This is a genomic window from Pseudomonas sp. FBF18 (assembly GCF_024261405.1).
Taxonomy (GTDB): Bacteria; Pseudomonadota; Gammaproteobacteria; order Pseudomonadales; family Pseudomonadaceae; genus Aquipseudomonas; species Aquipseudomonas palmensis.
Window position 1 is genome coordinate 378,588 of record NZ_QKRS01000003.1, and the last position, 23,753, is coordinate 402,340.

Sequence of the window (23,753 nt, forward strand, 5' to 3'; positions counted from 1 at the left end):
AAAATGGGGATAGGTATGCGCTTTCGCGCACTGTTTGGCGTTGTAGGACTGCTGCTGGCGGCAGTAACCGTCGATGCCTTCGCGATCACGCAAGTCAAGAGTGTCCGTTTATGGCGTGCGCCGGACAACACACGCCTGGTGTTCGACCTGTCCGGCCCGGTGCAGCACAGTGTGTTCACCCTGACGGCCCCGGATCGCCTGGTGATCGACATCAATGGCGCAACCCTGGGTGCGCCTTTGAACGTGTCCACCTCCAATACCCCGATCACCAGCGTGCGCTCGGCGCAGCGCACCCCTACCGACCTTCGCGTGGTCATCGACCTGAAAAAGTCGGTGACGCCCAAGAGCTTCACCCTGGCGCCCAACGCCCAGTACGGCAACCGTCTGGTGGTCGACCTGTTCGATCAGGAATCCGACGCCACGCCACCCACCCCGACCCCGTCGGTGGCCACCACGCCGGCCGTGCCGGTGACCCCGACGCAGCCGGCGATCAAGTTGACCCCGGTGCCCAGCGGCAAGCGTGACATCGTGATCGCCATCGACGCCGGTCACGGCGGCGAAGACCCGGGTGCGTCCGGCTCGCGCGGCCAGCATGAGAAAGACATCGTGCTGGCCATCGCCAAGGAACTGCAGCGCCAGATCAACAGCGAGAAGGGCTTTCGCGCCGAGCTGACGCGTACCGGCGACTACTTCATCCCGCTGCGCAAGCGTACCGAGATTGCGCGCAAGAAGGGCGCCGACCTGTTCATCTCGATCCACGCCGACGCCGCGCCGTCCAAGGCGGCCTTCGGTGCCTCGGTGTTCGCCCTGTCCGACCGTGGCGCCACGTCCGAGACGGCGCGCTGGCTGGCCGACAGCGAAAACCGCTCCGACCTGATCGGTGGTGCCGGCAACGTCAGCCTCGACGACAAGGACCGCATGCTTGCGGGCGTGCTGCTCGACCTGTCGATGACCGCCTCGCTCAGCTCCAGCCTCAACGTGGGGCAGAAGGTGCTGGGCAATATCGGCCGGGTCACCCCGCTGCACAAGCGCCGCGTGGAACAGGCCGGGTTCATGGTGCTCAAGTCGCCGGACATCCCGTCGATCCTGGTGGAAACCGGGTTCATCTCCAACGCCAACGAAGCCTCCAAGTTGGCCACTGCCAGCCATCAGCAGGCCCTGGCACGCTCGATCCACAGTGGCGTGCGCCAGTTCTTCCAGCAAAACCCGCCGCCGGGCACCTACATCGCCTTCCTGCGTGACAGCGGCAAGATCGCCCAGGGCCCGCGCGAGCACACCGTGCGTCCGGGCGAGACCCTGGCCATGATCGCCGTGCGCTACCAGGTCAGCGTGGCCAGCCTGCGCAGCACCAACGGTCTGAAAACCGATGAGCTGAAGGTTGGCCAGAACCTCGACGTACCGGCCACCACGCTGGCTGGCCAGCCATGAGCAGCGGCGCTCGCATCGAGCTGCTCAGCCCGCGGCTTGCCAACCAGATCGCCGCAGGCGAGGTGGTCGAACGCCCGGCCTCGGTGATCAAGGAGCTGCTGGAAAACAGCCTCGACTCCGGTGCCCGGCGCATCGACGTCGAGGTGGAGCAGGGCGGGGTCAAGCTGCTGCGGGTGCGCGATGATGGCAGCGGTATCGCTGCCGATGACCTGCCGTTGTCCCTGGCGCGGCACGCCACCAGCAAGATCCGCGACCTGGAAGACCTCGAGCGGGTAATGAGCCTGGGCTTTCGCGGCGAGGCACTGGCGTCGATCAGCTCGGTCGCGCGCCTGACCCTGACCTCGCGCACCCGCGACGCCGACCAGGCCTGGCAGGTTGAAACCGAAGGCCGCGACATGTCCCCGCGGGTGCAGCCGGCAGCGCATCCGGTGGGTACCTCGGTCGAGGTCCGCGACCTGTTCTTCAATACCCCGGCCCGGCGCAAGTTCCTCAAGACCGAAAAAACCGAATTCGACCATCTGCAGGAAGTCATTCGGCGCCTGGCGCTGGCGCGCTTCGACGTGGCCTTCCATTTGCGCCACAACGGCAAGAGCGTCCTCAGCCTGCATGAAGCCCATGACGACACGGCCCGCGCACGGCGCGTGGCCTCGATCTGCGGCCCGGGCTTTCTGGAGCAGGCGCTGCCGATCGAGGTGGAGCGCAACGGCCTGCATCTGTGGGGCTGGGTCGGCCTGCCGACCTTCTCGCGCAGCCAGGCCGACCTGCAATACTTCTTCGTCAACGGCCGTGCCGTGCGCGACAAGCTGGTCGCCCACGCGGTGCGCCAGGCCTACCGCGACGTGCTGTTCAATGGTCGGCACCCGACCTTCGTGCTGTTTCTGGAGGTCGACCCCACCGGCGTGGACGTGAACGTGCACCCCACCAAGCACGAGGTGCGCTTTCGTGACGGGCGCATGGTGCACGACTTCCTGTACGGCACCCTGCACCGGGCGCTGGCCGATGTGCGCCCGCAGGATCACCAGCCGGGCGCAGCCGCTGCCCCCGAGGTGGAGCGCCCCAGTGGCCTGCAGGCCGGCGAGTTCGGCCCCCAGGGCGAGATGCGCCTGGCCGCCAACCTGCTCGAACAGCCCCCGGCGCAGCCGATGCTGAACACGGCAGGTAGCGCCGCGGGCAGTGGCTCGGGCGCCGGCTACCAGTACCAGTACACCCCGCGTCCGGCCCAGGCATTGCCCGCGGCCGAGGCCCAGGGGGTGTATCGCGAATTCTTCGCCCCGCTGCCCGGCAGCGAGCCGGCCAACCTGCCTCAGGGCCAGGGCGATATTCCGCCGCTGGGCTATGCGCTGGCGCAGCTCAAGGGCATCTATATTCTTGCCGAGAACGCCCAGGGCCTGGTGCTGGTGGACATGCATGCGGCCCACGAGCGGATCATGTACGAGCGGCTCAAGGTGGCCATGGCCAGCGAGGGCCTGAGCGGCCAGCCGCTGCTGGTGCCCGAGTCCCTGGCCCTGAGCCAGCGCGAAGCCGATTGCGCCGAAGAACACGCGGCGTGGTTCCAGCGCCTGGGCTTCGAACTGCAGCGCCTGGGCCCGGAAAGCCTGGCGATCCGGCAGATCCCTGCGTTGCTCAAGCAGGCCGAGGCCAATCGCCTGGTGCAGGACGTGCTGGCCGACCTGATGGAATACGGCACCAGCGACCGTATCCAGGCACACCTGAACGAGCTGCTCGGCACCATGGCCTGTCATGGCGCGATTCGCGCCAACCGGCGCCTGGCCCTGCCGGAAATGAACGGCCTGCTGCGCGACATGGAAAACACCGAGCGCAGCGGTCAATGCAACCATGGCCGACCGACCTGGACCCAGATGGGCCTGGACGATCTGGACAAACTGTTCCTGCGCGGTCGCTGATATGGCAGTTCGCAATCCCCCGGCCATCTTCCTGATGGGCCCCACCGCCGCCGGCAAGACCGACCTTGCCATCGAGCTGACCAAGGTGCTGCCGTGCGAGCTGATCAGCGTCGATTCGGCGCTGGTCTACCGCGGCATGGACATCGGCACCGCCAAGCCGTCCAAGGCGTTGCTGGCCGAGCACCCGCACCGGCTGATCGACATCCTCGACCCGGCCCAGAGCTATTCGGCAGCCGATTTTCGCCGCGATGCGCTGCAGGCCATGGCCGAGATCACCGCGCGCGGCAATATCCCGCTGCTGGTGGGCGGCACCATGCTGTATTTCAAGGCGCTGCTCGAAGGCCTGGCCGATATGCCTGCGGCCGATGCGCAGGTGCGTGCCGAGCTTGAAGCCGAGGCTGCACAGCTGGGCTGGCAGGCCTTGCACGCCCAGCTGGCGGCGGTCGACCCCGAATCGGCGGCGCGCATCCACCCCAACGATCCGCAGCGGTTGGTACGGGCGCTGGAGGTGTACCGGGTCAGCGGCATGACGATGACGTCACATCGCGAGCGTCAATCGGCGCAAAGTAGCGTCGCAGGCGCTTCGGGCCAGGAACAATTGCCCTATACTGTCGCCAGCCTGGCAATCGCCCCGCAGGATCGAAAGGTGCTGCACGAGCGAATTGCGCTACGATTTGGGCAAATGCTGGAACAGGGCTTCGTCGACGAGGTCCGATCACTGCGTGCCAGAAGTGACTTGCATGCAGGGCTGCCGTCTATACGGGCAGTCGGTTATCGCCAGGTCTGGGATCACCTTGATGGCAAGTTGAGTGCAGCTGAAATGCAGGAGCGCGGCATCATTGCCACTCGCCAATTGGCGAAGCGGCAGTTTACCTGGTTGCGCAGTTGGGCCGATCTGCACTGGTTGGACAGCCTGGCTTGCGACAATCTGCCACGCACCTTGAAATACCTGGGATCGGTCTCCATATTGGGCTGAGTCCCTGCAATTGCCGTCTACTCTTGGGGGTGGGGCGGCCTGAGCCATCATATTTCTTTGATTTTTTACTATTGATCCTTACAGGAGTGCGGCATATGTCAAAAGGGCATTCGCTACAAGACCCTTACTTGAATACTTTGAGAAAAGAGAAGGTCGGCGTTTCGATCTATCTGGTCAACGGCATCAAGCTGCAGGGCACGATCGAGTCGTTCGACCAGTTCGTGATTCTGCTGAAGAACACCGTCAGCCAGATGGTCTACAAGCACGCGATCTCGACAGTGGTGCCGGTTCGTCCGATTCGTCTGCCAAGCGCAGCCGACGCCGAACAGGGCGACGCTGAGCCAGGTAACGCCTGATAGGAGTCTGCTTTGTTCTTTGAGCGCCACGGTGGTGGTGAACGGGCAATCCTCGTTCACTTGGAAGGTCAGAGCCCTGAGGCGCGCGAAGACCCGCAGGAGTTCCGCGAGCTGGCCCTGTCGGCCGGTGCCGATATTGTCGCGTTCGCCAATGTGGCGCGACACCAGCCTACCGCCAAGTTCCTGATTGGCAGCGGCAAGGTCGAGGAATTTCGCGACCTGGTCAAAGCCGAACAGGCCGATTTGGTCATTTTCAATCACACCCTCACGCCCAGTCAGGAACGTAACCTCGAACGTGTCTTCGAGTGTCGCGTGCTTGACCGCACGGGTCTTATTCTCGACATCTTCGCCCAGCGGGCACGTACCCACGAAGGCAAGCTGCAGGTCGAACTGGCCCAGCTCGAGCACATGAGCACGCGCCTGGTGCGCGGTTGGACTCACCTCGAGCGGCAGAAGGGCGGTATTGGTCTGCGCGGGCCGGGTGAAACCCAGCTCGAAACCGACCGGCGCCTGCTGCGCATACGCCTGCGCCAGATCAAGGGCCGCCTGGAGAAGGTGCGCAGCCAGCGCGAGCAGGCACGGCGCGGGCGCAAGCGCGCGGATATCCCCTCGGTGTCGCTGGTGGGGTACACCAACGCCGGCAAGTCCACTTTGTTCAATGCGCTGACCCAGTCCGAGGTGTATGCGGCCGACCAGCTGTTCGCCACCCTCGACCCGACCCTGCGTCGGCTCGAGCTGGATGACGTCGGGCCGGTGGTGCTGGCCGACACCGTGGGCTTCATCCGTCACCTGCCGCACAAGCTGGTCGAGGCATTTCGGGCTACGCTCGAAGAGTCGAGCAACTCCGACCTGCTGCTGCACGTGATCGACGCCCATGAGCCGGAGCGCATGGAGCAGATCGAGCAGGTCATGGCGGTGCTCGGCGAGATCGGTGCCGAAGGCTTGCCGATCCTCGAGGTGTATAACAAACTCGACCTGCTCGAAGGGGTCGAGCCGCAGATCCAGCGCGATGCCGACGGCAAGCCGCAGCGGGTATGGGTATCGGCCCGTGACGGTCGTGGCCTGGAGCTGGTGGGGCAGGCGATTGCAGAACTGCTGGGGGATGACCTGTTCATCGGTACCCTGCGCCTGGAACAGCGTTTCGCGCGGTTGCGCGCGCTGTTCTTCGACCTGGGGGCGGTGCAGAGCGAAGACCATGACGAAGACGGCAACACCCTGCTGGCGGTACGCTTGTCCCGGGTCGAGTTCAATCGCCTGGTAAGCCGCGAGGGGATGAAACCGCTGGAGTTCATCGAGCAACACACTTTGCAATACAAGCCCGACCTCGCGGTCGGGCAGCCGTGACAGGCATTCTGTAGCATTGGACGGCGCGCCGTGGGCGCGTCTTTGCTTTATCAGATGGAGAGCGCTATGGCTTGGAATGAGCCGGGTGGCAACTCGAACAATCAGGATCCTTGGGGTGGGCGCCGTGGTGGCGGCGACAAGAAGGGACCACCGGATCTCGACGAGGCCTTCCGCAAGCTGCAGGATAGCCTGAACGGCATGTTCGGCAGTGGCAAGAAACGGGGCGGCGACAGCGGCTCCGGCAAGGGTGCCGGTTTCGGTCTGCTGGGTATCGGCCTGGCCGTACTGGCGGCCATATGGCTGTACAGCGCCGTGTACGTGGTGGACGAACAGGAGCAGGCCGTGGTGCTGCGCTTCGGCAAATACTACGAAACCGTAGGGCCGGGCCTGAACATCTACTTCCCGCCGATCGATCGCAAGTACATGGAGAACGTCACCCGCGAGCGTGCTTATACCAAGCAGGGCCAGATGCTGACCGAAGACGAGAACATCGTCGAAGTGCCGCTGACCGTGCAGTACAAGATCACCAACCTGCAGGATTTCGTGCTGAACGTCGATCAGCCTGAAGTCAGCCTGCAGCACGCGACCGACAGTGCCCTGCGCCACGTGGTGGGTTCCACCTCGATGGACAAGGTGCTGACCGAAGGTCGTGAGCAGATGGCCGTGGAAATCAAGGAGCGTCTGCAACGCTTCCTCGACACCTACCGCACCGGTATCACCGTGACCCAGGTCAACGTGCAGAGCGCGGCAGCCCCGCGTGAAGTGCAGGAAGCCTTCGACGACGTGATCCGTGCCCGTGAAGACGAGCAGCGTGCGCGCAACCAGGCCGAGTCCTACGCCAACGGCGTGGTGCCGGAAGCCCGTGGTCAGGCGCAGCGCATCATCGAGGATGCCAACGGCTACCGCGATGAAGTGGTCTCGCGTGCCAAGGGTGAGGCCGACCGCTTCACCAAGCTGGTGGCCGAGTACCGCAAGGCTCCAGAGGTGACCCGTCAGCGTCTGTACCTGGACACCATGCAGGAAGTGTATAGCAACACCAGCAAGGTCCTGGTATCCGGCAAGGACGGTCAGAGCAACCTGCTCTACCTGCCGCTGGACAAGATGATCGACAGCCGCCGCAGTGGCAGCACCCCGGTCACCAGCGTCACGCCGTCGGCCAATGACGCCGCCAACCGTGCCGCCGCAGACCTGCAACAGCAACAGCGCGAGACGCGCTCCAGGGAGAGCCGCTGATGAGCAATAAATCCCTGATCGCCGTGATCGTCGCCGTGGTGCTGGCGATCGTCGCCTGGAACAGCTTCTACATCGTGGCCCAGACCGAACGCGCCGTGCTGCTGCAATTCGGCCGTGTGGTACAGGCCGATGTGCAGCCTGGCCTGCATGTGAAGGTTCCCTACGTCAACCAGGTGCGCAAGTTCGACGCGCGGCTGATGACCCTTGACGCACCGACCCAGCGGTTCCTGACCCTGGAGAAGAAAGCGGTGATGGTCGATGCCTACGCCAAGTGGCGCGTGCAGGACGCCGAGCGTTTCTACACCGCGACTTCGGGCCTCAAGCAGATCGCCGACGAACGTCTGTCGCGCCGTCTGGAAAGCGGCCTGCGCGACCAGTTCGGCAAGCGCACCCTGCATGAGGTGGTATCCGGTGAACGTGACGCGCTGATGGCTGACATCACCGCTTCGCTGAACCGCATGGCCAGCAAGGAGCTGGGCATCGAAGTGGTCGACGTTCGCGTCAAGGCCATCGACCTGCCCAAGGAAGTGAACCGCAGCGTGTTCGAACGCATGAGCACCGAGCGTGAGCGTGAAGCTCGCGAGCACCGCGCCAAGGGTAACGAGCTGGCCGAAGGCATCCGTGCCGACGCCGATCGTCAACGCCGCGTGTTGCTGGCCGAAGCCTATCGCGAGTCGGAAGAAACCCGTGGTGATGGTGATGCCCAGGCAGCAGCCATCTACGCCAAGGCCTATGGCCAGGACCAGGAGTTCTACGCGTTCTATCGCAGCCTGAAGGCCTACCGCGAGAGCTTCGCCGACAAGAGCGACGTGCTGGTGCTGGACCCGAGCAGCGAGTTCTTCCGCTTCATGGGCAAGACCAAACCGTAAGCATGCACACCCCGCCCGGCGGCTAAAACGTCGGGCGGGGTGCCTCCCGCGAGAAAACGGGTGTATGATGCGGCAGCCGGGAAATTCCCGGCTTTTTTGCGTCTGCAAGATCGATTGGCCTTTATCGGGCCCGGGCTTGTGGCGCACTTCAGGTTTTACGAGGGTATCGGTACTGCGGTTTCGCTGGAATCAGCGCTGCCCGTCATTGTGTGCCGATAGCTGCTTCACTCAAGGCTCGCCCGCGGGCAGGCCGCCCGGACCATAGGGGAAATGGCGTAATGGCAACGGTAGACCGCTGGCTGCTGCCAGATGGCATCGAAGAAGTACTGCCACCTGAGGCGGCGCGCATCGAGATCGCGCGTCGTCAGGTGTTGGACCTGTTCCAGAGCTGGGGTTACGAGTTTGTCGTGACCCCGCATATCGAGTACCTGGAATCGCTGCTCACCGGTGCCGGCCAGGACCTGGATCTGCGCACCTTCAAGGTCATCGACCCGCAATCCGGGCGGCAGATGGGCTTTCGGGCCGACATCACGCCACAGGTGGCGCGCATCGACGCGCACACCCTGCGCCGTGAAGGGCCGAGCCGCCTGTGCTATGCCGGCAGCGTGCTGCACGCCTTGCCACGTGCGCTGTCGACCTCGCGCAGCCCGATTCAGCTGGGCGCCGAGCTGTACGGCGATGCCAGCCCGGTCAGCGACGTCGAGGTCATCAGCCTGATGCTGGCCATGCTGCAACTGGCCGACGTGCCGGATGTGCACATGGACCTCGGGCATGTCGGTATCTACCGCGGCCTGGCCCGTGCGGCCGGCCTGTCGGGCGCGGTCGAGCAGCAGTTGTTCGACGCCCTGCAGCGCAAGGCCATCGACGAAGTGATCGAGCTGACCGCCACGCTGCCGGCTGACCTGGCCGGCATGCTGCGTTCGCTGACCGAGCTGTGCGGTGGGCGCGAAGTGCTCGAGCAGGCACGTGTGCGCCTGGGCCGTGCCCCGGCCGCAGTGTTGGCGGCGCTGGATGACCTGATGGCGATCGCCGAGCGCCTCGCCACGCGTTACCCCGAGCTGCCGCTGTATTTCGACCTGGGCGAGTTGCGCGGCTACCACTACCACACCGGTGTGGTGTTTGCCGCCTTCGTGCCAGGCGTCGGCCAGTCGATCGCCCAGGGCGGTCGCTATGACGACATCGGAGCGGACTTTGGCCGGGCACGCCCGGCTACCGGTTTCTCCACGGATTTGAAGACCCTGGTCACACTGGGGCGAGCCGAGGTGGTGTTGCCGTCTGGCGGGATCTGGATGCCCGACAGCAGCGATGCAGCACTTTGGCAGTTGGTCTGCCAATTGCGCAGTGAGGGCCAGCGGGTGGTTCAGGCCTTGCCTGGGCAGCCGCTGACCGCCGCCGTCGAGGCGGATTGCGATCGGCAATTGATTCAGCAAAACGGGCTTTGGCAGGTTCTGCCGCTGGCCATTTGAGATTCCACGCCGGCACGAGCCGGCGCCAAGTTTGCGCGAATGAGGACAAGTGTTATGGGTAAGAATGTCGTAGTCCTGGGCACCCAGTGGGGTGATGAGGGCAAAGGCAAGATCGTCGATCTGCTGACCGAACATGCTGCCGCCGTAGTGCGCTACCAGGGTGGCCACAACGCCGGCCACACCCTGGTGATCGACGGTGAGAAGACCGTGCTGCACCTGATCCCTTCGGGCGTGCTGCGCGAAGGCGTGCAGTGCCTGATCGGCAACGGTGTGGTGGTTGCTCCCGACGCCCTGCTGCGCGAGATCACCAAGCTGGAAGAGAAGGGCGTACCGGTGCGCGAGCGCCTGCGCATCAGCCCGTCCTGCCCGCTGATCCTGTCCTTCCACGTGGCCCTGGACCAGGCCCGCGAAAAGGCCCGTGGCGAGCTGAAGATCGGCACCACCGGTCGCGGCATCGGCCCGGCCTACGAAGACAAGGTTGCGCGTCGTGGCCTGCGTGTGGGCGACCTGCTCAACATGCCACGCTTCGAAGACAAGCTGCGCGAGCTGGTGGACTACCACAACTTCATGCTGGTGGGTTACTACAAAGAGCCGGCCATCGAGTTCGAAAAGACCCTGGCCGAGTGCAAGGAATACGCCGAACTGCTCAAGCCGCTGATGCTGGACGTGACTGCCGAGCTGCACGACCTGCGTCGCGCCGGCAAGGACATCATGTTCGAAGGTGCCCAGGGTTCGCTGCTGGACATCGACCACGGTACCTACCCCTACGTGACCAGCTCCAACACCACCGCCGGTGGCGTTGCGACCGGTTCGGGCGTTGGTCCGATGTTCCTGGACTACATCCTGGGCATCACCAAGGCCTACACCACCCGCGTGGGTTCGGGCCCGTTCCCGACCGAGCTGTTTGACGACGTTGGTGCGCACCTGGCCAAGCAGGGCCACGAATTTGGCGCAACCACCGGCCGTGCCCGTCGTTGCGGCTGGTTCGACGCCGTCATCCTGCGCCGCGCCATCGACGTGAACAGCATCTCGGGCATCTGCCTGACCAAGCTGGACGTGCTCGATGGCCTGGAAACCATCAACATCTGCGTCGGCTACAAGGACGCAGCGGGCAAGGACGTTGCCCCTACCGACGCCGACAGCTACGTGGGCCTGCAGCCTGTGTACGAAGAAGTGCCGGGCTGGAGCGAGTCGACCGTGGGCGCCAAGACCCTGGAAGAACTGCCGGCCAACGCCCGTGCCTACATCAAGCGTGTGGAAGAGCTGATCGGTGCGCCGATCGACATCGTCTCCACCGGCCCGGACCGCAACGAGACCATCGTGCTGCGCCATCCGTTTGCCTGATTCGCTGTAGGCAGTAAAGAACGCCGCTGTCCCTCCGGGCCAGCGGCGTTTTTTTTGGCCAGTTGGTGAAAGGGTCATAAAGGTCAGCCCTGGCTATGAATTTGACCGGTATGCCTGCTGCCCGGCACGGCCTTTGCTGTAAGAATCGTCCTATAAGGTGCCATCACTATAATGGCCCCGCGATACGGAGGGTTCTTGTGTGTCGGCCGTTCTCTCATTGTTACGAAGCCGCCTGTTGCGGCCTGTCTTTGTTGCGTTGGGTATCGCTCTTTTGGTGCAGGTGCTGGTTGCGGTCGCGCTGACGCGGAGCACGGTGACTGCGCTGGAGGCCGATCTGGGTAATCGCCTGGGTGCAGACAGCCAGAAACTGTCGGGTGAACTGGAACAGGCCGGGCGTGAGCTCAGCTCGGGCCTGGACAGTCTTTCGGCCAGTACCCGCCAGCGTTTGTCCGCCGGGCTATCCGCACGCCTTCAGGAGGAGCAGGCGCAACTGCGCGTCACCCTCGAAAAAAGCCTCAAGGAGTCGGCCAATCACATGGCCGAACTGCTGGCATCGGTTGCGCCGCGGGCCATCTGGGATGACGACATACCGGCACTGTCGGAGTTTTCCCGGCGCGCCCAGCGCAATGCCAACGTGCTCTTCGTGGTCTACGACGACGCCCAGGGCCAGCACCTGACCCGCTACCTGAACCGGCAGAACCCGATCAACCAGGCCCTGATGGAAAAGGGCCAGGGCGAACGGGCGCTCGACAAGGTGCTGGATGCGGCGCGCAACGACCCGGCGGTGTACATGATCGAAGCCTCGATCAACCCCAACGGCACCGAGATCGGCAAGGTGGTGATGGGCGTCTCCACGGCGTCGGTCGACAACGAGCTCAAGGCGCTGGACGCGCGCTTCTCGGCCCTGATCGCCAGCGGCGACCAGTTGGTCGGCGACAGCCTGGTGGGCGCTGCGGCCGACAGCAACAAGGCCCTGAGCGCCCGCCTGCAGGCGGCCCAGGCCAGTGCCGCGGCGATGCAGGCCAACACCTCGCAGACCGTGCAGCAAGCGGCGGCGACCCTGCGCTGGAACATCGGCCTGGGGCTGGTGGCGGTGGGCTTCGGCGTATTGCTGGTGGTGGCCGTGGTACTCGGCCGGCGCGTGCTGAGCAAGCTGCGCCTGCTGATTGCCGCGCTCAACGACCTGGCGGCCGGCGACGGCGACCTGACCAAGCGGGTGCCGATCGACAGCCGAGACGAGATCGGCGACATGGCTGCGGCGGTCAACCAGTTCGTCGACAAGCTGCAGCCCATCGTGCGCGAAGCGGGCGAGGTGGCGCAGCGCACCGGGGTCGAGATCGGCACCATGGCGCAGAACAACGCGGGCGCCGATGCGGCGGCCGCTTCGCAGCGCGATGAGGTGGCCGAGAGCCTGCGCGCCCTGTCGAGCATGGCCGATGAAGCCCAGGCCGAAAGCCAGGCCATGCAGGCAGCGTTGCAGCAGGTGGTGGACATTCGCCAGGCCACCGACGAGAACAGCCGTACCTCGGCCCAGGTGGCCAAGCTGATCGAAGCGTTGGCCGGGCAGGTGGGGGCGGGCTCCAAGGTGATCGAGCGGCTGGCCGAGCAGAGCCAGCAGATCGAGGTGGTGCTGGAGGTGATCCACGGGATTGCCGAGCAGACCAACCTGCTGGCGCTCAATGCCGCCATCGAGGCGGCGCGGGCTGGCGAGACCGGGCGCGGGTTTGCCGTGGTGGCCGACGAAGTGCGGGCGCTGGCGAGCAAGACCCAGAGCTCGACCGGCGATATCCAGGCGCACATCGGTGCCTTGCAGCAGGGCGCGCGGGAGGCGGTGGCAGCCATCAGCCAGGCCGGGCGTCAGGCCAGCGAAGGCTTGACCGTGCTCAAGGACAACGCGCGCCTGCAGCAGTCGGTGCAGGTGTCGGTGGAGCAGGTGCATGCGGCGATCGGCCTGGCCACCCGGGCGGCCGAGCAGCAGGCGCAGGGGGCGCAGGCGGTGCGTGGGCGGGTCGAGACGATTCATGCCCAGGCCGAGCGTGCAGCGCAGGTGGTGATGCAGACCACGGCCAGCAGCAAGGTGCTGGATGACCTGGCGGCGCAGTTGAAGGCCAGCCTGGGGCAGTTCAGGGCCTGAGATAGTGTCGTTTGTATCGCGGGTCAAGCCCGCTCCCACAAGGGCCTCATCGATCCTTGTGGGAGCGGGCTTGACCCGCGATGCCTTTCAGGCGCGGTTTAGGTACATCCGCGTCGTCAGCAGGTACACCGGCAACCCCGACACCACAATCAACAGCGCCGCATAGGGCGCCGCCGCCGCGAATTCGACGTTGGCGGTATGCGCCCACACTTCGGTCGCCAGCGTGGTCATGCCGGTGGGGCTGAGCAGCAGGGTGGCGGTCAGCTCCTTCATCGCATCCAGGAACACCAGCGCAAACGCTGCCGCCAGGGCCGGGAAGATGATCGGCAGGGTCACCTTGCAGAACGCCTTGAACGGCGTCGCGCCCAGGGTGCGCGCCGCCTCTTCCAGCTGTGGTGCGGCCTTGGTCAGCGCGGTACGCACCGGCGCCTGCGCCAGCGGCAAGAACAGCAGCGCATAGGCCAGCAACAGCAGGCCGGTGGTCTGGTACAGCGCCGGCACATAGTGCAGGGCGAAATACACCAGGGTCAGCGCAATCACCAGCCCCGGCAGCGCGTGCAGCAAGTAGGGCAGGCGCTCGGCCCAGATCGCCAGGCGGCCCTTGTAGCGCACCACCAGAAAGCTCACCGGTAACGCCAGCAGCAGGCTCACCCCCGCGCCGCCCAGTGCCAGCGACAGCGACGAGAACAGCGCCCGGCTGATGTCGGCCACCGGGAAGGCCGCCGACGATCCCACGCTCAGCCAGTAGCCCAGCATGCCCAGCGGGATGCCGCTGCCCAGCACTGCCAGCAGCAGGCAGCTCAACTGCCCCAGTACGCTCCAGCCACCCAGGCGGATCGGCTTGGCACGGCGTGCCACGCCCTGGCCGATGCGTACGTGTCGCGCCTTGCCGCGTACCCGCAGCTCGAACCACAGCAGCAACAGGCACATGAACAGCAGCACCGCCGAGAGCATCGCCGCATTGGCGTTGCTGAACTCCAGCTCGAACTGCTGGTAGATCGCGGTGGTGAAGGTCTGCAGGCCCAGGATCGACAGCGCGCCGAATTCCACCAGCATGTGCAAGGCAATCAGCAGGCTGCCGCCCAGGATCGACGGCCACAGCAGCGGCAGGGTGACCCGGCGGAACACACCCCAGCGGTTGTAGCCCAGGGTGCGGGCCGATTCTTCAAGCGAGGTGTCGAGGTTGCGCAGGGTCGCGGCCACCGGCAGGAACACCAGTGGATACTTTGACAGCGCCATCACCAGGATCGCCCCGCCCAGCCCCTCGAAGCGCGGGCTCAGCGAGACCCAGGTGAAGCCGCTGACGAACGCCGGCACGGCAAACGGCAGGCACAGGATCACGCCCCACAAACGCCGCCCGCGCAGGTCGCTGCGCTCCAGCAGCCAGGCCAGGGCCAGGCCGACCACGGCGCAGGCCACGGTCACCCCGGCCATCAGCAGCAGGGTGTTCTTCATCAGGCCCCAGACGAAGGGCCGCCACAGCAGGTACAACGCCTCGCGCCAGCCGGCCTGCCAGGCCTTGAGGCCCACGTACAGCAACGGCAGCAGGCTCAGGCCCACCAGCAGCAGCACCGGTAGCACCACCCAGATCGAGGGGCGCTTGCGGCGCGGAACATAACGCGCCACAGACGGCGCAGGCAGCACGGCTTCCATCAGAGCAGGCCGACCTCGCGCTCAAGTTCCAGGGCTTCCTCGGCATTGCCCAGGTCGGCCGGGGTGATCTTCGGCGGGCGCAGGTCTTCGAACGGCTTCAGGCCCTGGTCCGAGACCATGCCCTTGTGCAGCGGATACTCGGCGGTGGTCTGGGTGATCACGCGCTGGCCTTCTTCGCTGGCCATCCAGGCGAGCAGGGCCTGGGCTTCCTTGGGGTGCTTGCTGGCCTTGACCGCCGCGGCGCTGGAGATGGTCACCAGGCCACCGACGTCGCCGTCGGCCAGGTAGTAGAGCTTGGAGTCCAGTTGGCCGCGCTCTTTCTTGAGGGCGTACCAGTAGTAGTTGTTCACCAGTACGGCAGCCACTTCGCCGTTTTCCACGGCCTTGAGGGCAACCATGTTGTTGGTGTAGGTCTTGCCGAAGGCCTTGAGGCCGGTCAGCCATTCTTCGGCCGCTTCACGCCCGTGCAGCTTGAGGATGGCCACGGCCTGTTCCTGGAACGCGCCGCTGGTGGGCACGAAGCCGACCTTGCCGTCCCACTCGGGGTCGGCGAAGTCCATCACCGATTGTGGCAGGTCTTTTTCGTCGATCACCTTGGGGTTGAAGGCCACCACGCGGGTGCGAGCGGTCACGCCCATCCAGGTGCCGTTGCTGGCCACGTATTCCTTGGGCAGCACTTGCAGGGTCGAATCGTCGATCTTGGCCAGCAGGCCTTTCTCGCCCAAGTTGTTCAGCGGCGGCGATTCTTCGGTATAGATGACGTCGGCCGGGGAGCGTGCGCCTTCTTCCTCGATCTGGCTGGCCAGCTGGTTGCTGCTGCCCTTGCGGATATTGATGTGAATGCCGGTCTTGGCCTCGTAGGCCTTGGCGATGGCTTCGCCGATTTCCTTGTGCTGGCCGTTGTACAGGGTCAGCGTCACAGGGTCGGCGGCCATGGCGGCGGGTGCTGCGAGCACCAGGCTGAACACGGAAACGGCCAGGCCGCGCAAAATCGGGTTGATGCGGATCGTCATGCGGGTGGTTCCTCGCTTGCGGGCTACAAATCTTGAAACAATGATAAACGATATAGTTTCTCAAGTACGCCCGTGAGGAAAAATTCATGAGCTGACTATCGGTTAACTCACTTGATTTGTTGGGCGGGGCGGGGTGGCAACGCAGCGTCCGAATGTGCGGCAGTGGGGTGAGCTCGAATCGCAGGCATAAAAAAACCCGCTTTCGCGGGTTTCTCTAGAATATGGTGCCCAGAAGAAGACTCGAACTTCCACGACCGTAAGGTCACCAGCACCTGAAGCTGGCGTGTCTACCAATTTCACCATCTGGGCAAAGTTGAAGCATTGAAACATGAAACGGTGTAGCGTGTGTTGCGTAAATTCCAGACAGGCAAGCTAATCTGAAACTTGAAAATTGGTGCCCAGAAGAAGACTCGAACTTCCACGACCGTAAGGTCACCAGCACCTGAAGCTGGCGTGTCTACCAATTTCACCATCTGGGCATATCGTCGAGGCTTCATGATGCTTCACATCGCGCCGCTTCTCAACTATAACGACGCTGTCCGTCGTTGTGGTGCGCACTATACGGATGCCCTCGAAGGCTGTAAAGCCCCGTTCAGAAAAAATCTCAAAAATTTCAAGTCGTTGTTCCTTGGGCTGTTTTGGCATCACTCAAGGGCCCTGACGGGGCTGTCAAAGCCTCGGATTTCCGGTTTCAATACGGCTATGCCAAACTAACCCTATATAGACAAGGTGAACCCCTACTAATGGCCGATTGGCAGACCCTCGATCCCGAGGCCGCTCGTGAAGCGGAAAAATACGAAAACCCCATTCCTAGCCGTGAGCTGATCCTCCAGCGCCTTGACGAGCGCGGCTCTCCCGCCGCCCGCGAGCAACTGGTGGAAGAGTTCGGCCTGCAGACCGAGGACCAGATCGAGGCCTTGCGTCGCCGCCTGCGCGCCATGGAGCGCGACGGCCAGCTGATCTACACCCGGCGCGGCACCTATGCCCCGGTAGACAAGCTGGACCTGATCCTGGGTCGCATCTCGGGCCACCGCGACGGTTTCGGTTTTCTCGTCCCCGACGATGGCAGCGACGACCTGTTCCTGAGCCCGGCGCAGATGCGCCTGGTGTTCGATGGCGACCGAGCGCTGGCGCGCGTGTCCGGGCTTGACCGGCGCGGCCGGCGTGAAGGCGTGGTGGTCGAAGTGATCTCCCGTGCCCACGAAAGCATCGTGGGGCGCTACTTCGAGGAAGGCGGGGTGGGCTTCGTGACCCCCGACAACCCCAAGGTCCAGCAGGAAGTGCTGGTGACCCCGGGCCGCAATGCCGGCGCCAAGGTCGGCCAGTTCGTCGAGGTGAAGATCACCCACTGGCCGACCCAGCGCTTCCAGCCGCAGGGCGATATCGTCGAAGTGATCGGCAACTACATGGCGCCGGGCATGGAAATCGACGTGGCGCTGCGCAGCTACGACATTCCCCATGTATGGCCCGAGGCGGTCATCAAGGAAGCGCGCAAGCTCAAGCCTGAAGTCGAAGAGAAGGACAAGGAACACCGCATCGACCTGCGTCACCTGCCGTTCGTCACCATCGACGGCGAAGACGCACGGGACTTCGACGATGCCGTGTACTGCGAAAGCCTGGGCAAGCTGCGCCTGTTCTCCGGTGGCTGGCGCCTGTTCGTGGCGATTGCCGACGTGTCCAGCTACGTGCGCCTGGGCTCTGCCCTGGACAACGAAGCCCAGGTGCGCGGCAACTCGGTGTACTTCCCCGAGCGGGTGATCCCGATGCTGCCCGAGGAACTTTCCAACGGACTGTGCTCGCTGAACCCGAACGTCGACCGGCTGGCGATGGTCTGTGAAATGACCATCAACAAGTCCGGCCAGATGGTCGACTACCAGTTCTACGAAGCGGTCATCCACTCCCACGCGCGCCTGACCTACAACAAGGTCAGCAGCATGCTCGAACATGCCCGTACCCGTGAAGGCAAGGCGCTGCGCGAGCAGTACAGCCACGTGGTGCCGGACCTCAAGCAGCTGTATGCGCTGTACAAGGTGTTGCTGGCGGCCCGTCACACCCGTGGCGCGATCGACTTCGAAACCCAGGAAACCCGCATCATCTTCGGTGCCGAGCGCAAGATCGCGGAAATTCGCCCGACCGTGCGCAACGATGCGCACAAGTTGATCGAAGAATGCATGCTCGCGGCCAACGTGGCCACGGCCGAGTTCCTCAAGAAGCACGAGATCCCTGCGTTGTACCGCGTGCACGACGGACCGCCGCCGGAGCGCCTGGAAAAACTGCGCGCCTTCCTCGGCGAGCTGGGGCTTTCGCTGCACAAGGGCAAGGATGGTCCGTCGCCCAAGGACTACCAGGCGCTGCTGTCGCAGATCGCCGGTCGCCCTGACTTCCACCTGATCCAGACCGTGATGCTGCGCTCGCTGAGCCAGGCGGTGTACAGCGCCGACAACAACGGCCACTTCGGCCTGAACTACGAGGCGTACACCCACTTCACCTCGCCGATCCGGCGTTACCCCGACCTGCTGACCCACCGTGCCATCCGCAGCGTGATCCGTTCGCGCCAGGAAACCCCGCACGTCAAGCGGGCCGGCGCGATGAGCATTCCCAAGGCGCGCATCTACCCGTACGACGAGGCGGCCCTGGAGCAGCTGGGCGAGCAGTGCTCGATGAGCGAGCGACGCGCCGACGAAGCCACCCGCGACGTGACCAACTGGCTCAAGTGCGAGTACATGAAGGATCGCGTGGGCGAAAGCTTCCCGGGTGTGATCACCGCGGTGACCGGTTTCGGCCTGTTCATCGAACTGACCGACATCTACGTCGAAGGCATGGTGCACGTCAGTGCCTTGCCGGGTGACTACTACCACTTCGACCCGGTACACCACCGCCTGGCGGGCGAGCGCACCGGTCGCAGCTTCCGCCTGGGCGACACGGTCGAAGTGCGCGTGATGCGCGTGGACCTCGAACAGCGCAAGATCGATTTCGAGATGGCCGAAAACACCCTGAATGCGCCGATCGGTCGCAAGCAGCGTGGTGCCGAGCCTGCCGCCAAGGGCAAGACGGGCGCTGCCTCGGCCAAGTCCAATGGTGCCGCCAAGCCCTACAGCGCGCCGGCCAAGGCCGCCAAGGTCGAAGCGGCGCCGGCCGAGCCGCCGCGCCGCAGCCGCAAGAACGAAACCTCCGAAGCCTATTTCCCGGCCGATGCCGCAGCCAAGAACGCCGAAGTGCGCAAGAGCCGGGAAATGAAGAAGGCGTTGCTGTCCGATGCCAAGAACGCCGTGGGCAAGCCTGCGGCCAAGGGCTCGAAGACGTCTTCGGAGAAACCGAGCAAGCACCGCAAGGGGCCGCCAAAAGCCGGTTCCGCTTCACGTAAACCCAAGGGCAAGTCATGAGTCAGCTGGAAAAGATCTACGGTGTGCATGCGGTGGAGGCCCTGTTGCGCCACCACCCCAAGCGGGTCAAGCAGATCTGGCTGGCCGACAGCCGCAGCGAGCCGCGGGTGCAGGCCCTGCTGGAGCTGGCCGCACAGAACCGAGTGACGGTCGGCCAGGCTGAACGCCGCGAGATGGACGCCTGGGTCGAGGGCGTGCACCAGGGCGTGGTCGCCGAGGTCAGCCCGAGCCAGGTGTGGGGCGAGGCGATGCTCGAAGAGCTGCTGGACCGCACCGAAGGCGCGCCGCTGATTCTGGTGCTGGACGGTGTGACCGACCCGCACAACCTGGGCGCCTGCCTGCGCACCGCCGATGCGGCCGGTGCGCTGGCGGTGGTGGTGCCCAAGGACAAGTCGGCGACCCTGACCCCGGCGGTACGCAAGGTGGCGTGTGGCGCTGCCGAGGTGATTCCGCTGGTGGCCGTGACCAACCTGGCGCGTACTCTGGAGAAGCTCCAGCAGCGCGGCCTGTGGGTGGTGGGCACGGCGGGGGAGGCCGAACAGGAACTGTATCAGCAGGACCTGACCGGCCCGACCATCCTGATCATGGGCGCCGAGGGCAAGGGCATGCGCCGCCTGACCCGCGAGCACTGCGATTTTCTGGTGAAGCTGCCGATGGCCGGCAGCGTCAGCAGCCTGAACGTGTCGGTGGCCACGGGCGTGTGCCTGTTCGAGGCGGTGCGTCAGCGTCAGGCCAAGCGCAAGGCCTGATAAGGCGTTGCCACTTTCGCGGGTCAAGCCCGCTCCCACAGGGCTTTCGGTGGCCTGTGTGGGGGCGGGCCTGGCCCGCGATGCTTTCAAGGCTGTTCAAATAATCACCAATTGCCTTGCGTGCGCCCCGGCGCTTCTCTACAATTGCGCCCCTTGCCCCGCTGGCAGGCGCGCATGCGCCCACCGCACAAGGCAAGACAAACAGTGTCATTCACTCCTTGTCTGACCACCCTGGTGGCAGACTACAACCCGTAAGGAGCATTCATGCGTCATTACGAAATCATCTTTCTGGTCCACCCTGACCAGAGCGAGCAAGTCGGCGGCATGGTTGAGCGTTACACCAAGCTGATCGAAGAAGACGGCGGCAAGATCCACCGTCTGGAAGACTGGGGCCGTCGTCAACTGGCCTACGCAATCAACAATGTTCACAAGGCTCACTACGTGATGCTGAACGTTGAGTGCACCGGCAAGGCCCTGGCCGAGCTGGAAGACAACTTCCGCTACAACGATGCCGTGATCCGTAACCTGGTCATCCGTCGCGACGAAGCCGTTACCGGCCAGTCCGAGATGCTCAAGGCTGAAGAAAACCGCAGTGAGCGCCGTGAGCGTCGCGACCGTCCTGAGCACGCTGACAACGCCGAAGGCGATGACAGCGACAACAGCGACAACAGCGATAACGCTGACGAGTAATCCACGGACCTTTTGAGGAGCCTATTACATGGCACGTTTCTTCCGTCGTCGTAAATTCTGCCGCTTCACTGCTGAAGAAGTGAAAGAGATCGATTACAAAGATCTCAACACCCTGAAAGCTTATGTATCCGAAACCGGCAAGATCGTTCCAAGCCGTATCACCGGTACCAAAGCTCGTTATCAGCGTCAGCTGGCTACCGCTATCAAGCGCGCCCGCTTCCTGGCCCTGCTGGCCTACACCGACAGCCACGGCCGCTGAGACCGGGTCGTCGACAGGTAGCAAGGGATAAAGTGCATGCGAGCGTTAGCTGATTTCATCATGCGCGGTCGCGTGCAGGCCACTCTGGTAGTGGTCGGTTGTGCGGCATTGCCGCTGTTGTTCTGGTTGAGTGCCGCCGCCGGGAGCCTGGTGTTCCTGCGGCGCGGTTTCAAGGACGCCTCCGGGATCCTCGCCTGGGCATTGCTGCCCGCGCTGGTCTGGTGGTTCTTCGGTGAACCGCGCACCTTGATGGTGTTGCTGGGAACCTTCGGTCTGGCTGCGTTGCTACGCGCCGGACAGTCCTGGAGCCGGGTGCTGTTGTTCAGCATCGCCTGGGGCCTGGTGTATGGCGTCATCCTGGGTTCGGTGTTCCGCGAACCGATCGAAGCGCTGGCGCAGGTGCTTGAAAAAGCCCTGCCGCAGATGCTCGACGGTCTCTACCAGCAGTTGACGGTAGAAGAGCGGGCCCGCCTGGGGAGCGTGATCGCACCGGTGCTTACCGGCCTGATTGCGGCATTGCTGCAGGCAGTCAGTCTGCTGGCCCTGATGTTGGGTCGCTACTGGCAAGCCGCGTTGTACAACCCGGGAGGCTTTGGCAGCGAGTTTCGCGCCATACGGCTCCCGCTGGTACCGGCGCTGTTGCTGCTGGTGTGCATGCTGATAGCGCCGAATTTCGGCAGCGAACTGGCGATGTTGACACCGTTGTGCAGCGTACCGCTGGTGTTCGCCGGGCTGGCCCTGATTCACGGGCTGGTCGCGCAGAAGCGCCTGGCCAGGTTCTGGCTGGTGGGGATGTACGTGACGCTGGTGCTGTTCATGCAGCTGATTTATCCGTTGCTCGTGGTTCTGGCCATTGTCGACAGCCTGATTGATTTTCGCGGTCGTTCTGCATCGAAAGATGCCGGTGACGCGAACGGTGAAGGTTAAAAGTTAAGAGGTTTATACCTAATGGAACTGATCCTGCTGGAAAAAGTCGCCAACCTGGGCAACCTGGGCGACAAGGTAAATGTTAAGGCCGGTTACGGTCGTAACTTCCTGCTGCCATTCGGCAAGGCTACCGCTGCGACCGCTGCCAACCTGGCTGCGTTCGAAGAGCGTCGCGCCGAGCTGGAAAAACTGGCTGCTGACAAGAAAGCTTCGGCTGAAACCCGCGCTGCCCAACTGGCCGAGCTGGAAGTGACCATCACTGCCACCGCCGGTGACGAAGGCAAGCTGTTCGGTTCGATCGGCACCCACGACATCGCTGACGCCCTGACCGCCTCCGGCGTTGAAGTGGCCAAGTCTGAAGTGCGTCTGCCGAACGGCACCATCCGCAACGTTGGCGAATTCGACGTAGCCGTGCACCTGCACAGCGACGTAGAAGCCACCGTTCGCGTGGTTGTCGTCGCAGCCTAAGCTGGACCAATCGACTGGCACCCTGGGTGCCAGCCGGTTAACATCGGGCACGATCCTGCATTGCAGGTCGTGCCCTTTGTCTTTTTCAACACCCTGATTCCCAAGTGGCCATGAACGAGATAACCGCCCCCGAGCAATATGATCTGCAAACCGCTGCCCTGAAGGTGCCGCCGCATTCCATCGAGGCCGAACAGGCCGTACTCGGTGGCCTGATGCTGGACAACAACGCCTGGGAGCGCGTGCTCGATCAAGTCTCCGACGGCGACTTCTACCGGCATGACCATCGCCTGATCTTCCGCGCCATCTACAAGCTCGCCGACCTCAACACCCCGTTCGACGTGGTGACGCTGCACGAGCAGCTCGACAAGGAAGGCCTGAGCTCCCAGGTCGGTGGCCTGGGTTACCTGGGCGAGCTGGCCAAGAACACCCCGTCGGTGGCCAACATCAAGGCCTATGCGCAGATCATTCGCGAGCGCGCCACACTGCGCCAGCTGATCAGCATCAGCAGCGAGATCGCCGACAGCGCGTTCAACCCCCAGGGCCGCAACGCCGCCGAGATTCTCGACGAGGCCGAACGGCAGATCTTCCAGATCGCCGAAGCACGGCCCAAGACCGGTGGCCCGGTAGGGGTCAACGAACTGCTGACCAAGGCCATCGACCGCATCGACACGCTGTTCAACTCCGACAGCGCCATCACCGGTATCTCCACCGGCTACACCGACCTGGACGAGAAGACCAGCGGCCTGCAACCGGCCGACCTGATCATCGTGGCCGGCCGTCCGTCGATGGGTAAGACCACCTTCGCCATGAACCTGGTGGAGAACGCCGTGTTGCGCAGCGACAAGGCGGTGCTGGTGTACTCCCTGGAGATGCCAGGCGAATCGCTGATCATGCGTATGCTCTCCTCGCTGGGGCGCATCGACCAGACCAAGGTGCGTTCCGGCCAGCTGGACGACGACGACTGGCCGCGCCTGACTTCGGCGGTCAACCTGCTCAATGACCGCAAGCTGTTCATCGACGACACCGCCGGCATCAGCCCGTCGGAAATGCGCGCACGTACCCGGCGCCTGGTGCGTGAGCATGGCGAGATCGCCATGATCATGATCGACTACCTGCAACTGATGCAGATCCCGGGCTCCAGCGGCGACAACCGTACCAACGAGATTTCCGAGATCTCGCGCTCGCTCAAGGCCCTGGCCAAGGAATTCAACTGCCCGGTCATCGCCCTGTCGCAGCTCAACCGCTCCCTCGAGCAGCGCCCCAACAAGCGCCCGGTGAACTCCGACTTGCGTGAATCGGGTGCGATCGAGCAGGACGCCGACGTGATCATGTTCGTGTACCGCGACGAGGTGTACCACCCCGAGACCGAGCACAAGGGCATCGCCGAGATCATCATCGGCAAGCAGCGTAACGGCCCCATCGGCTTCGTGCGCCTGGCGTTCATCGGCAAGTACACGCGCTTCGAGAACCTGGCACCGGGCAGCTACAACTTCGACGACGACGAATAAGGTGCCGATGGCCAATTCCGACTTCTGACGTCGGAATTGGTCAAAATTT

19 protein-coding genes and 2 tRNA genes are annotated in these 23,753 nt (G+C 64.1%); 17 read left to right on the plus strand and 4 right to left on the minus strand.

The window, feature by feature from the left end; all coding sequences use genetic code 11:
* The first annotated feature begins 3 nt into the window (after nucleotides 1-3).
* The 10 genes from DN387_RS07670 (at nucleotide 4) to DN387_RS07715 (ending at nucleotide 13,054) form a co-directional block, all read left to right on the plus strand.
* Nucleotides 4-1,428, plus strand: a complete 1,425-nt coding sequence (locus tag DN387_RS07670) for an N-acetylmuramoyl-L-alanine amidase (RefSeq protein ID WP_196932996.1) — start codon at nucleotides 4-6, stop codon at nucleotides 1,426-1,428.
* Nucleotides 1,425-3,332 carry a DNA mismatch repair endonuclease MutL gene (gene mutL / locus DN387_RS07675; RefSeq protein ID WP_043863537.1) on the plus strand — a complete coding sequence of 636 codons (1,908 nt, stop codon included), beginning with the start codon at nucleotides 1,425-1,427 and terminating at the stop codon, nucleotides 3,330-3,332. The genes DN387_RS07670 and mutL overlap by 4 nt, the downstream gene beginning before the upstream one ends.
* Nucleotide 3,333: 1 nt before the next feature.
* Nucleotides 3,334-4,308 (plus strand): tRNA (adenosine(37)-N6)-dimethylallyltransferase MiaA, encoded by a 975-nt coding sequence (miaA, locus tag DN387_RS07680; RefSeq protein ID WP_043863536.1) that lies wholly within the window; start codon nucleotides 3,334-3,336, stop codon nucleotides 4,306-4,308.
* A gap of 95 nt (nucleotides 4,309-4,403) precedes the next feature.
* Nucleotides 4,404-4,664 (plus strand): RNA chaperone Hfq, encoded by a 261-nt coding sequence (gene hfq, locus DN387_RS07685; protein ID WP_043863535.1) that lies wholly within the window; start codon nucleotides 4,404-4,406, stop codon nucleotides 4,662-4,664.
* A gap of 12 nt (nucleotides 4,665-4,676) precedes the next feature.
* Nucleotides 4,677-6,008, plus strand: coding sequence for a ribosome rescue GTPase HflX (gene hflX / locus DN387_RS07690; RefSeq protein WP_043863534.1), 1,332 nt, complete (start codon nucleotides 4,677-4,679; stop codon nucleotides 6,006-6,008).
* Nucleotides 6,009-6,074: 66 nt separating this feature from the next.
* A complete protein-coding gene (gene hflK / locus DN387_RS07695; protein ID WP_043863533.1) occupies nucleotides 6,075-7,241 on the plus strand; it encodes an FtsH protease activity modulator HflK in 1,167 nt (388 codons plus the stop codon).
* Nucleotides 7,241-8,110 (plus strand): protease modulator HflC, encoded by an 870-nt coding sequence (gene hflC, locus DN387_RS07700; RefSeq protein WP_043863532.1) that lies wholly within the window; start codon nucleotides 7,241-7,243, stop codon nucleotides 8,108-8,110. The genes hflK and hflC overlap by 1 nt, the downstream gene beginning before the upstream one ends.
* Before the next feature lie 278 nt (nucleotides 8,111-8,388).
* Complete coding sequence (locus DN387_RS07705) at nucleotides 8,389-9,576, plus strand: ATP phosphoribosyltransferase regulatory subunit (RefSeq protein ID WP_043863531.1); 1,188 nt, start codon at nucleotides 8,389-8,391, stop codon at nucleotides 9,574-9,576.
* Between the two features lie 54 nt (nucleotides 9,577-9,630).
* Nucleotides 9,631-10,920 carry an adenylosuccinate synthase gene (locus DN387_RS07710; RefSeq protein WP_043863530.1) on the plus strand — a complete coding sequence of 430 codons (1,290 nt, stop codon included), beginning with the start codon at nucleotides 9,631-9,633 and terminating at the stop codon, nucleotides 10,918-10,920.
* Nucleotides 10,921-11,119: 199 nt separating this feature from the next.
* Entirely contained in the window at nucleotides 11,120-13,054 is a 1,935-nt protein-coding gene (locus DN387_RS07715) for a methyl-accepting chemotaxis protein (protein ID WP_043863529.1), read from the plus strand.
* Between the two features lie 87 nt (nucleotides 13,055-13,141).
* On the opposite strand, the gene DN387_RS07720 is transcribed toward DN387_RS07715, so the two are convergent.
* The 4 genes from DN387_RS07720 to DN387_RS07735 form a co-directional block, all read right to left on the minus strand.
* Nucleotides 13,142-14,707 carry an iron ABC transporter permease gene (locus DN387_RS07720; protein ID WP_043863528.1) on the minus strand — a complete coding sequence of 522 codons (1,566 nt, stop codon included), beginning with the start codon at nucleotides 14,705-14,707 and terminating at the stop codon, nucleotides 13,142-13,144.
* Entirely contained in the window at nucleotides 14,707-15,720 is a 1,014-nt protein-coding gene (locus tag DN387_RS07725) for an extracellular solute-binding protein (RefSeq protein WP_043863527.1), read from the minus strand. Before DN387_RS07725 ends, DN387_RS07720 begins: the two co-directional genes overlap by 1 nt.
* Before the next feature lie 222 nt (nucleotides 15,721-15,942).
* Nucleotides 15,943-16,029: transfer RNA gene (locus tag DN387_RS07730), tRNA-Leu, on the minus strand.
* An 83-nt stretch (nucleotides 16,030-16,112) separates the two neighbouring features.
* Nucleotides 16,113-16,199: transfer RNA gene (locus DN387_RS07735), tRNA-Leu, on the minus strand.
* Nucleotides 16,200-16,463: 264 nt separating this feature from the next.
* On the opposite strand from DN387_RS07735, the gene rnr reads away from it, so the two are divergent.
* The 7 genes from rnr (at nucleotide 16,464) to dnaB (ending at nucleotide 23,704) form a co-directional block, all read left to right on the plus strand.
* A complete protein-coding gene (rnr, locus tag DN387_RS07740) occupies nucleotides 16,464-19,103 on the plus strand; it encodes a ribonuclease R (protein ID WP_054916173.1) in 2,640 nt (879 codons plus the stop codon).
* Nucleotides 19,100-19,852, plus strand: a complete 753-nt coding sequence (gene rlmB, locus DN387_RS07745) for a 23S rRNA (guanosine(2251)-2'-O)-methyltransferase RlmB (protein ID WP_043863525.1) — start codon at nucleotides 19,100-19,102, stop codon at nucleotides 19,850-19,852. Before rnr ends, rlmB begins: the two co-directional genes overlap by 4 nt.
* Nucleotides 19,853-20,116: 264 nt before the next feature.
* Nucleotides 20,117-20,542 (plus strand): 30S ribosomal protein S6, encoded by a 426-nt coding sequence (rpsF, locus tag DN387_RS07750; RefSeq protein WP_043863524.1) that lies wholly within the window; start codon nucleotides 20,117-20,119, stop codon nucleotides 20,540-20,542.
* Between the two features lie 28 nt (nucleotides 20,543-20,570).
* Nucleotides 20,571-20,801 (plus strand): 30S ribosomal protein S18, encoded by a 231-nt coding sequence (gene rpsR / locus DN387_RS07755; protein ID WP_003171373.1) that lies wholly within the window; start codon nucleotides 20,571-20,573, stop codon nucleotides 20,799-20,801.
* A gap of 36 nt (nucleotides 20,802-20,837) precedes the next feature.
* The gene (locus DN387_RS07760; protein WP_043863523.1) at nucleotides 20,838-21,728 is read left to right on the plus strand and encodes a hypothetical protein; all 891 of its coding nucleotides are present in this window, start codon (nucleotides 20,838-20,840) and stop codon (nucleotides 21,726-21,728) included.
* A gap of 21 nt (nucleotides 21,729-21,749) precedes the next feature.
* A complete protein-coding gene (gene rplI / locus DN387_RS07765; protein WP_043863522.1) occupies nucleotides 21,750-22,196 on the plus strand; it encodes a 50S ribosomal protein L9 in 447 nt (148 codons plus the stop codon).
* Between the two features lie 110 nt (nucleotides 22,197-22,306).
* The gene (gene dnaB / locus DN387_RS07770; protein WP_043863521.1) at nucleotides 22,307-23,704 is read left to right on the plus strand and encodes a replicative DNA helicase; all 1,398 of its coding nucleotides are present in this window, start codon (nucleotides 22,307-22,309) and stop codon (nucleotides 23,702-23,704) included.
* Nucleotides 23,705-23,753: the final 49 nt, after the last annotated feature.

Coding starts and splice junctions, on each gene's coding strand:
- DN387_RS07720 (WP_043863528.1), bottom strand. CDS start 14,707: ATGGAAGCCGTGCTGCCTGCGCCGTCTGTGGCGCGTTATGTTCCGCGC.
- rlmB (WP_043863525.1), top strand. CDS start 19,100: ATGAGTCAGCTGGAAAAGATCTACGGTGTGCATGCGGTGGAGGCCCTG.
- dnaB (WP_043863521.1), top strand. CDS start 22,307: ATGAACGAGATAACCGCCCCCGAGCAATATGATCTGCAAACCGCTGCC.
- DN387_RS07670 (WP_196932996.1), top strand. CDS start 4: ATGGGGATAGGTATGCGCTTTCGCGCACTGTTTGGCGTTGTAGGACTG.
- rpsF (WP_043863524.1), top strand. CDS start 20,117: ATGCGTCATTACGAAATCATCTTTCTGGTCCACCCTGACCAGAGCGAG.
- hflK (WP_043863533.1), top strand. CDS start 6,075: ATGGCTTGGAATGAGCCGGGTGGCAACTCGAACAATCAGGATCCTTGG.
- DN387_RS07760 (WP_043863523.1), top strand. CDS start 20,838: ATGCGAGCGTTAGCTGATTTCATCATGCGCGGTCGCGTGCAGGCCACT.
- mutL (WP_043863537.1), top strand. CDS start 1,425: ATGAGCAGCGGCGCTCGCATCGAGCTGCTCAGCCCGCGGCTTGCCAAC.
- hflC (WP_043863532.1), top strand. CDS start 7,241: ATGAGCAATAAATCCCTGATCGCCGTGATCGTCGCCGTGGTGCTGGCG.
- DN387_RS07725 (WP_043863527.1), bottom strand. CDS start 15,720: ATGACGATCCGCATCAACCCGATTTTGCGCGGCCTGGCCGTTTCCGTG.
- rnr (WP_054916173.1), top strand. CDS start 16,464: ATGGCCGATTGGCAGACCCTCGATCCCGAGGCCGCTCGTGAAGCGGAA.
- DN387_RS07710 (WP_043863530.1), top strand. CDS start 9,631: ATGGGTAAGAATGTCGTAGTCCTGGGCACCCAGTGGGGTGATGAGGGC.
- DN387_RS07705 (WP_043863531.1), top strand. CDS start 8,389: ATGGCAACGGTAGACCGCTGGCTGCTGCCAGATGGCATCGAAGAAGTA.
- rplI (WP_043863522.1), top strand. CDS start 21,750: ATGGAACTGATCCTGCTGGAAAAAGTCGCCAACCTGGGCAACCTGGGC.
- hfq (WP_043863535.1), top strand. CDS start 4,404: ATGTCAAAAGGGCATTCGCTACAAGACCCTTACTTGAATACTTTGAGA.
- miaA (WP_043863536.1), top strand. CDS start 3,334: ATGGCAGTTCGCAATCCCCCGGCCATCTTCCTGATGGGCCCCACCGCC.
- rpsR (WP_003171373.1), top strand. CDS start 20,571: ATGGCACGTTTCTTCCGTCGTCGTAAATTCTGCCGCTTCACTGCTGAA.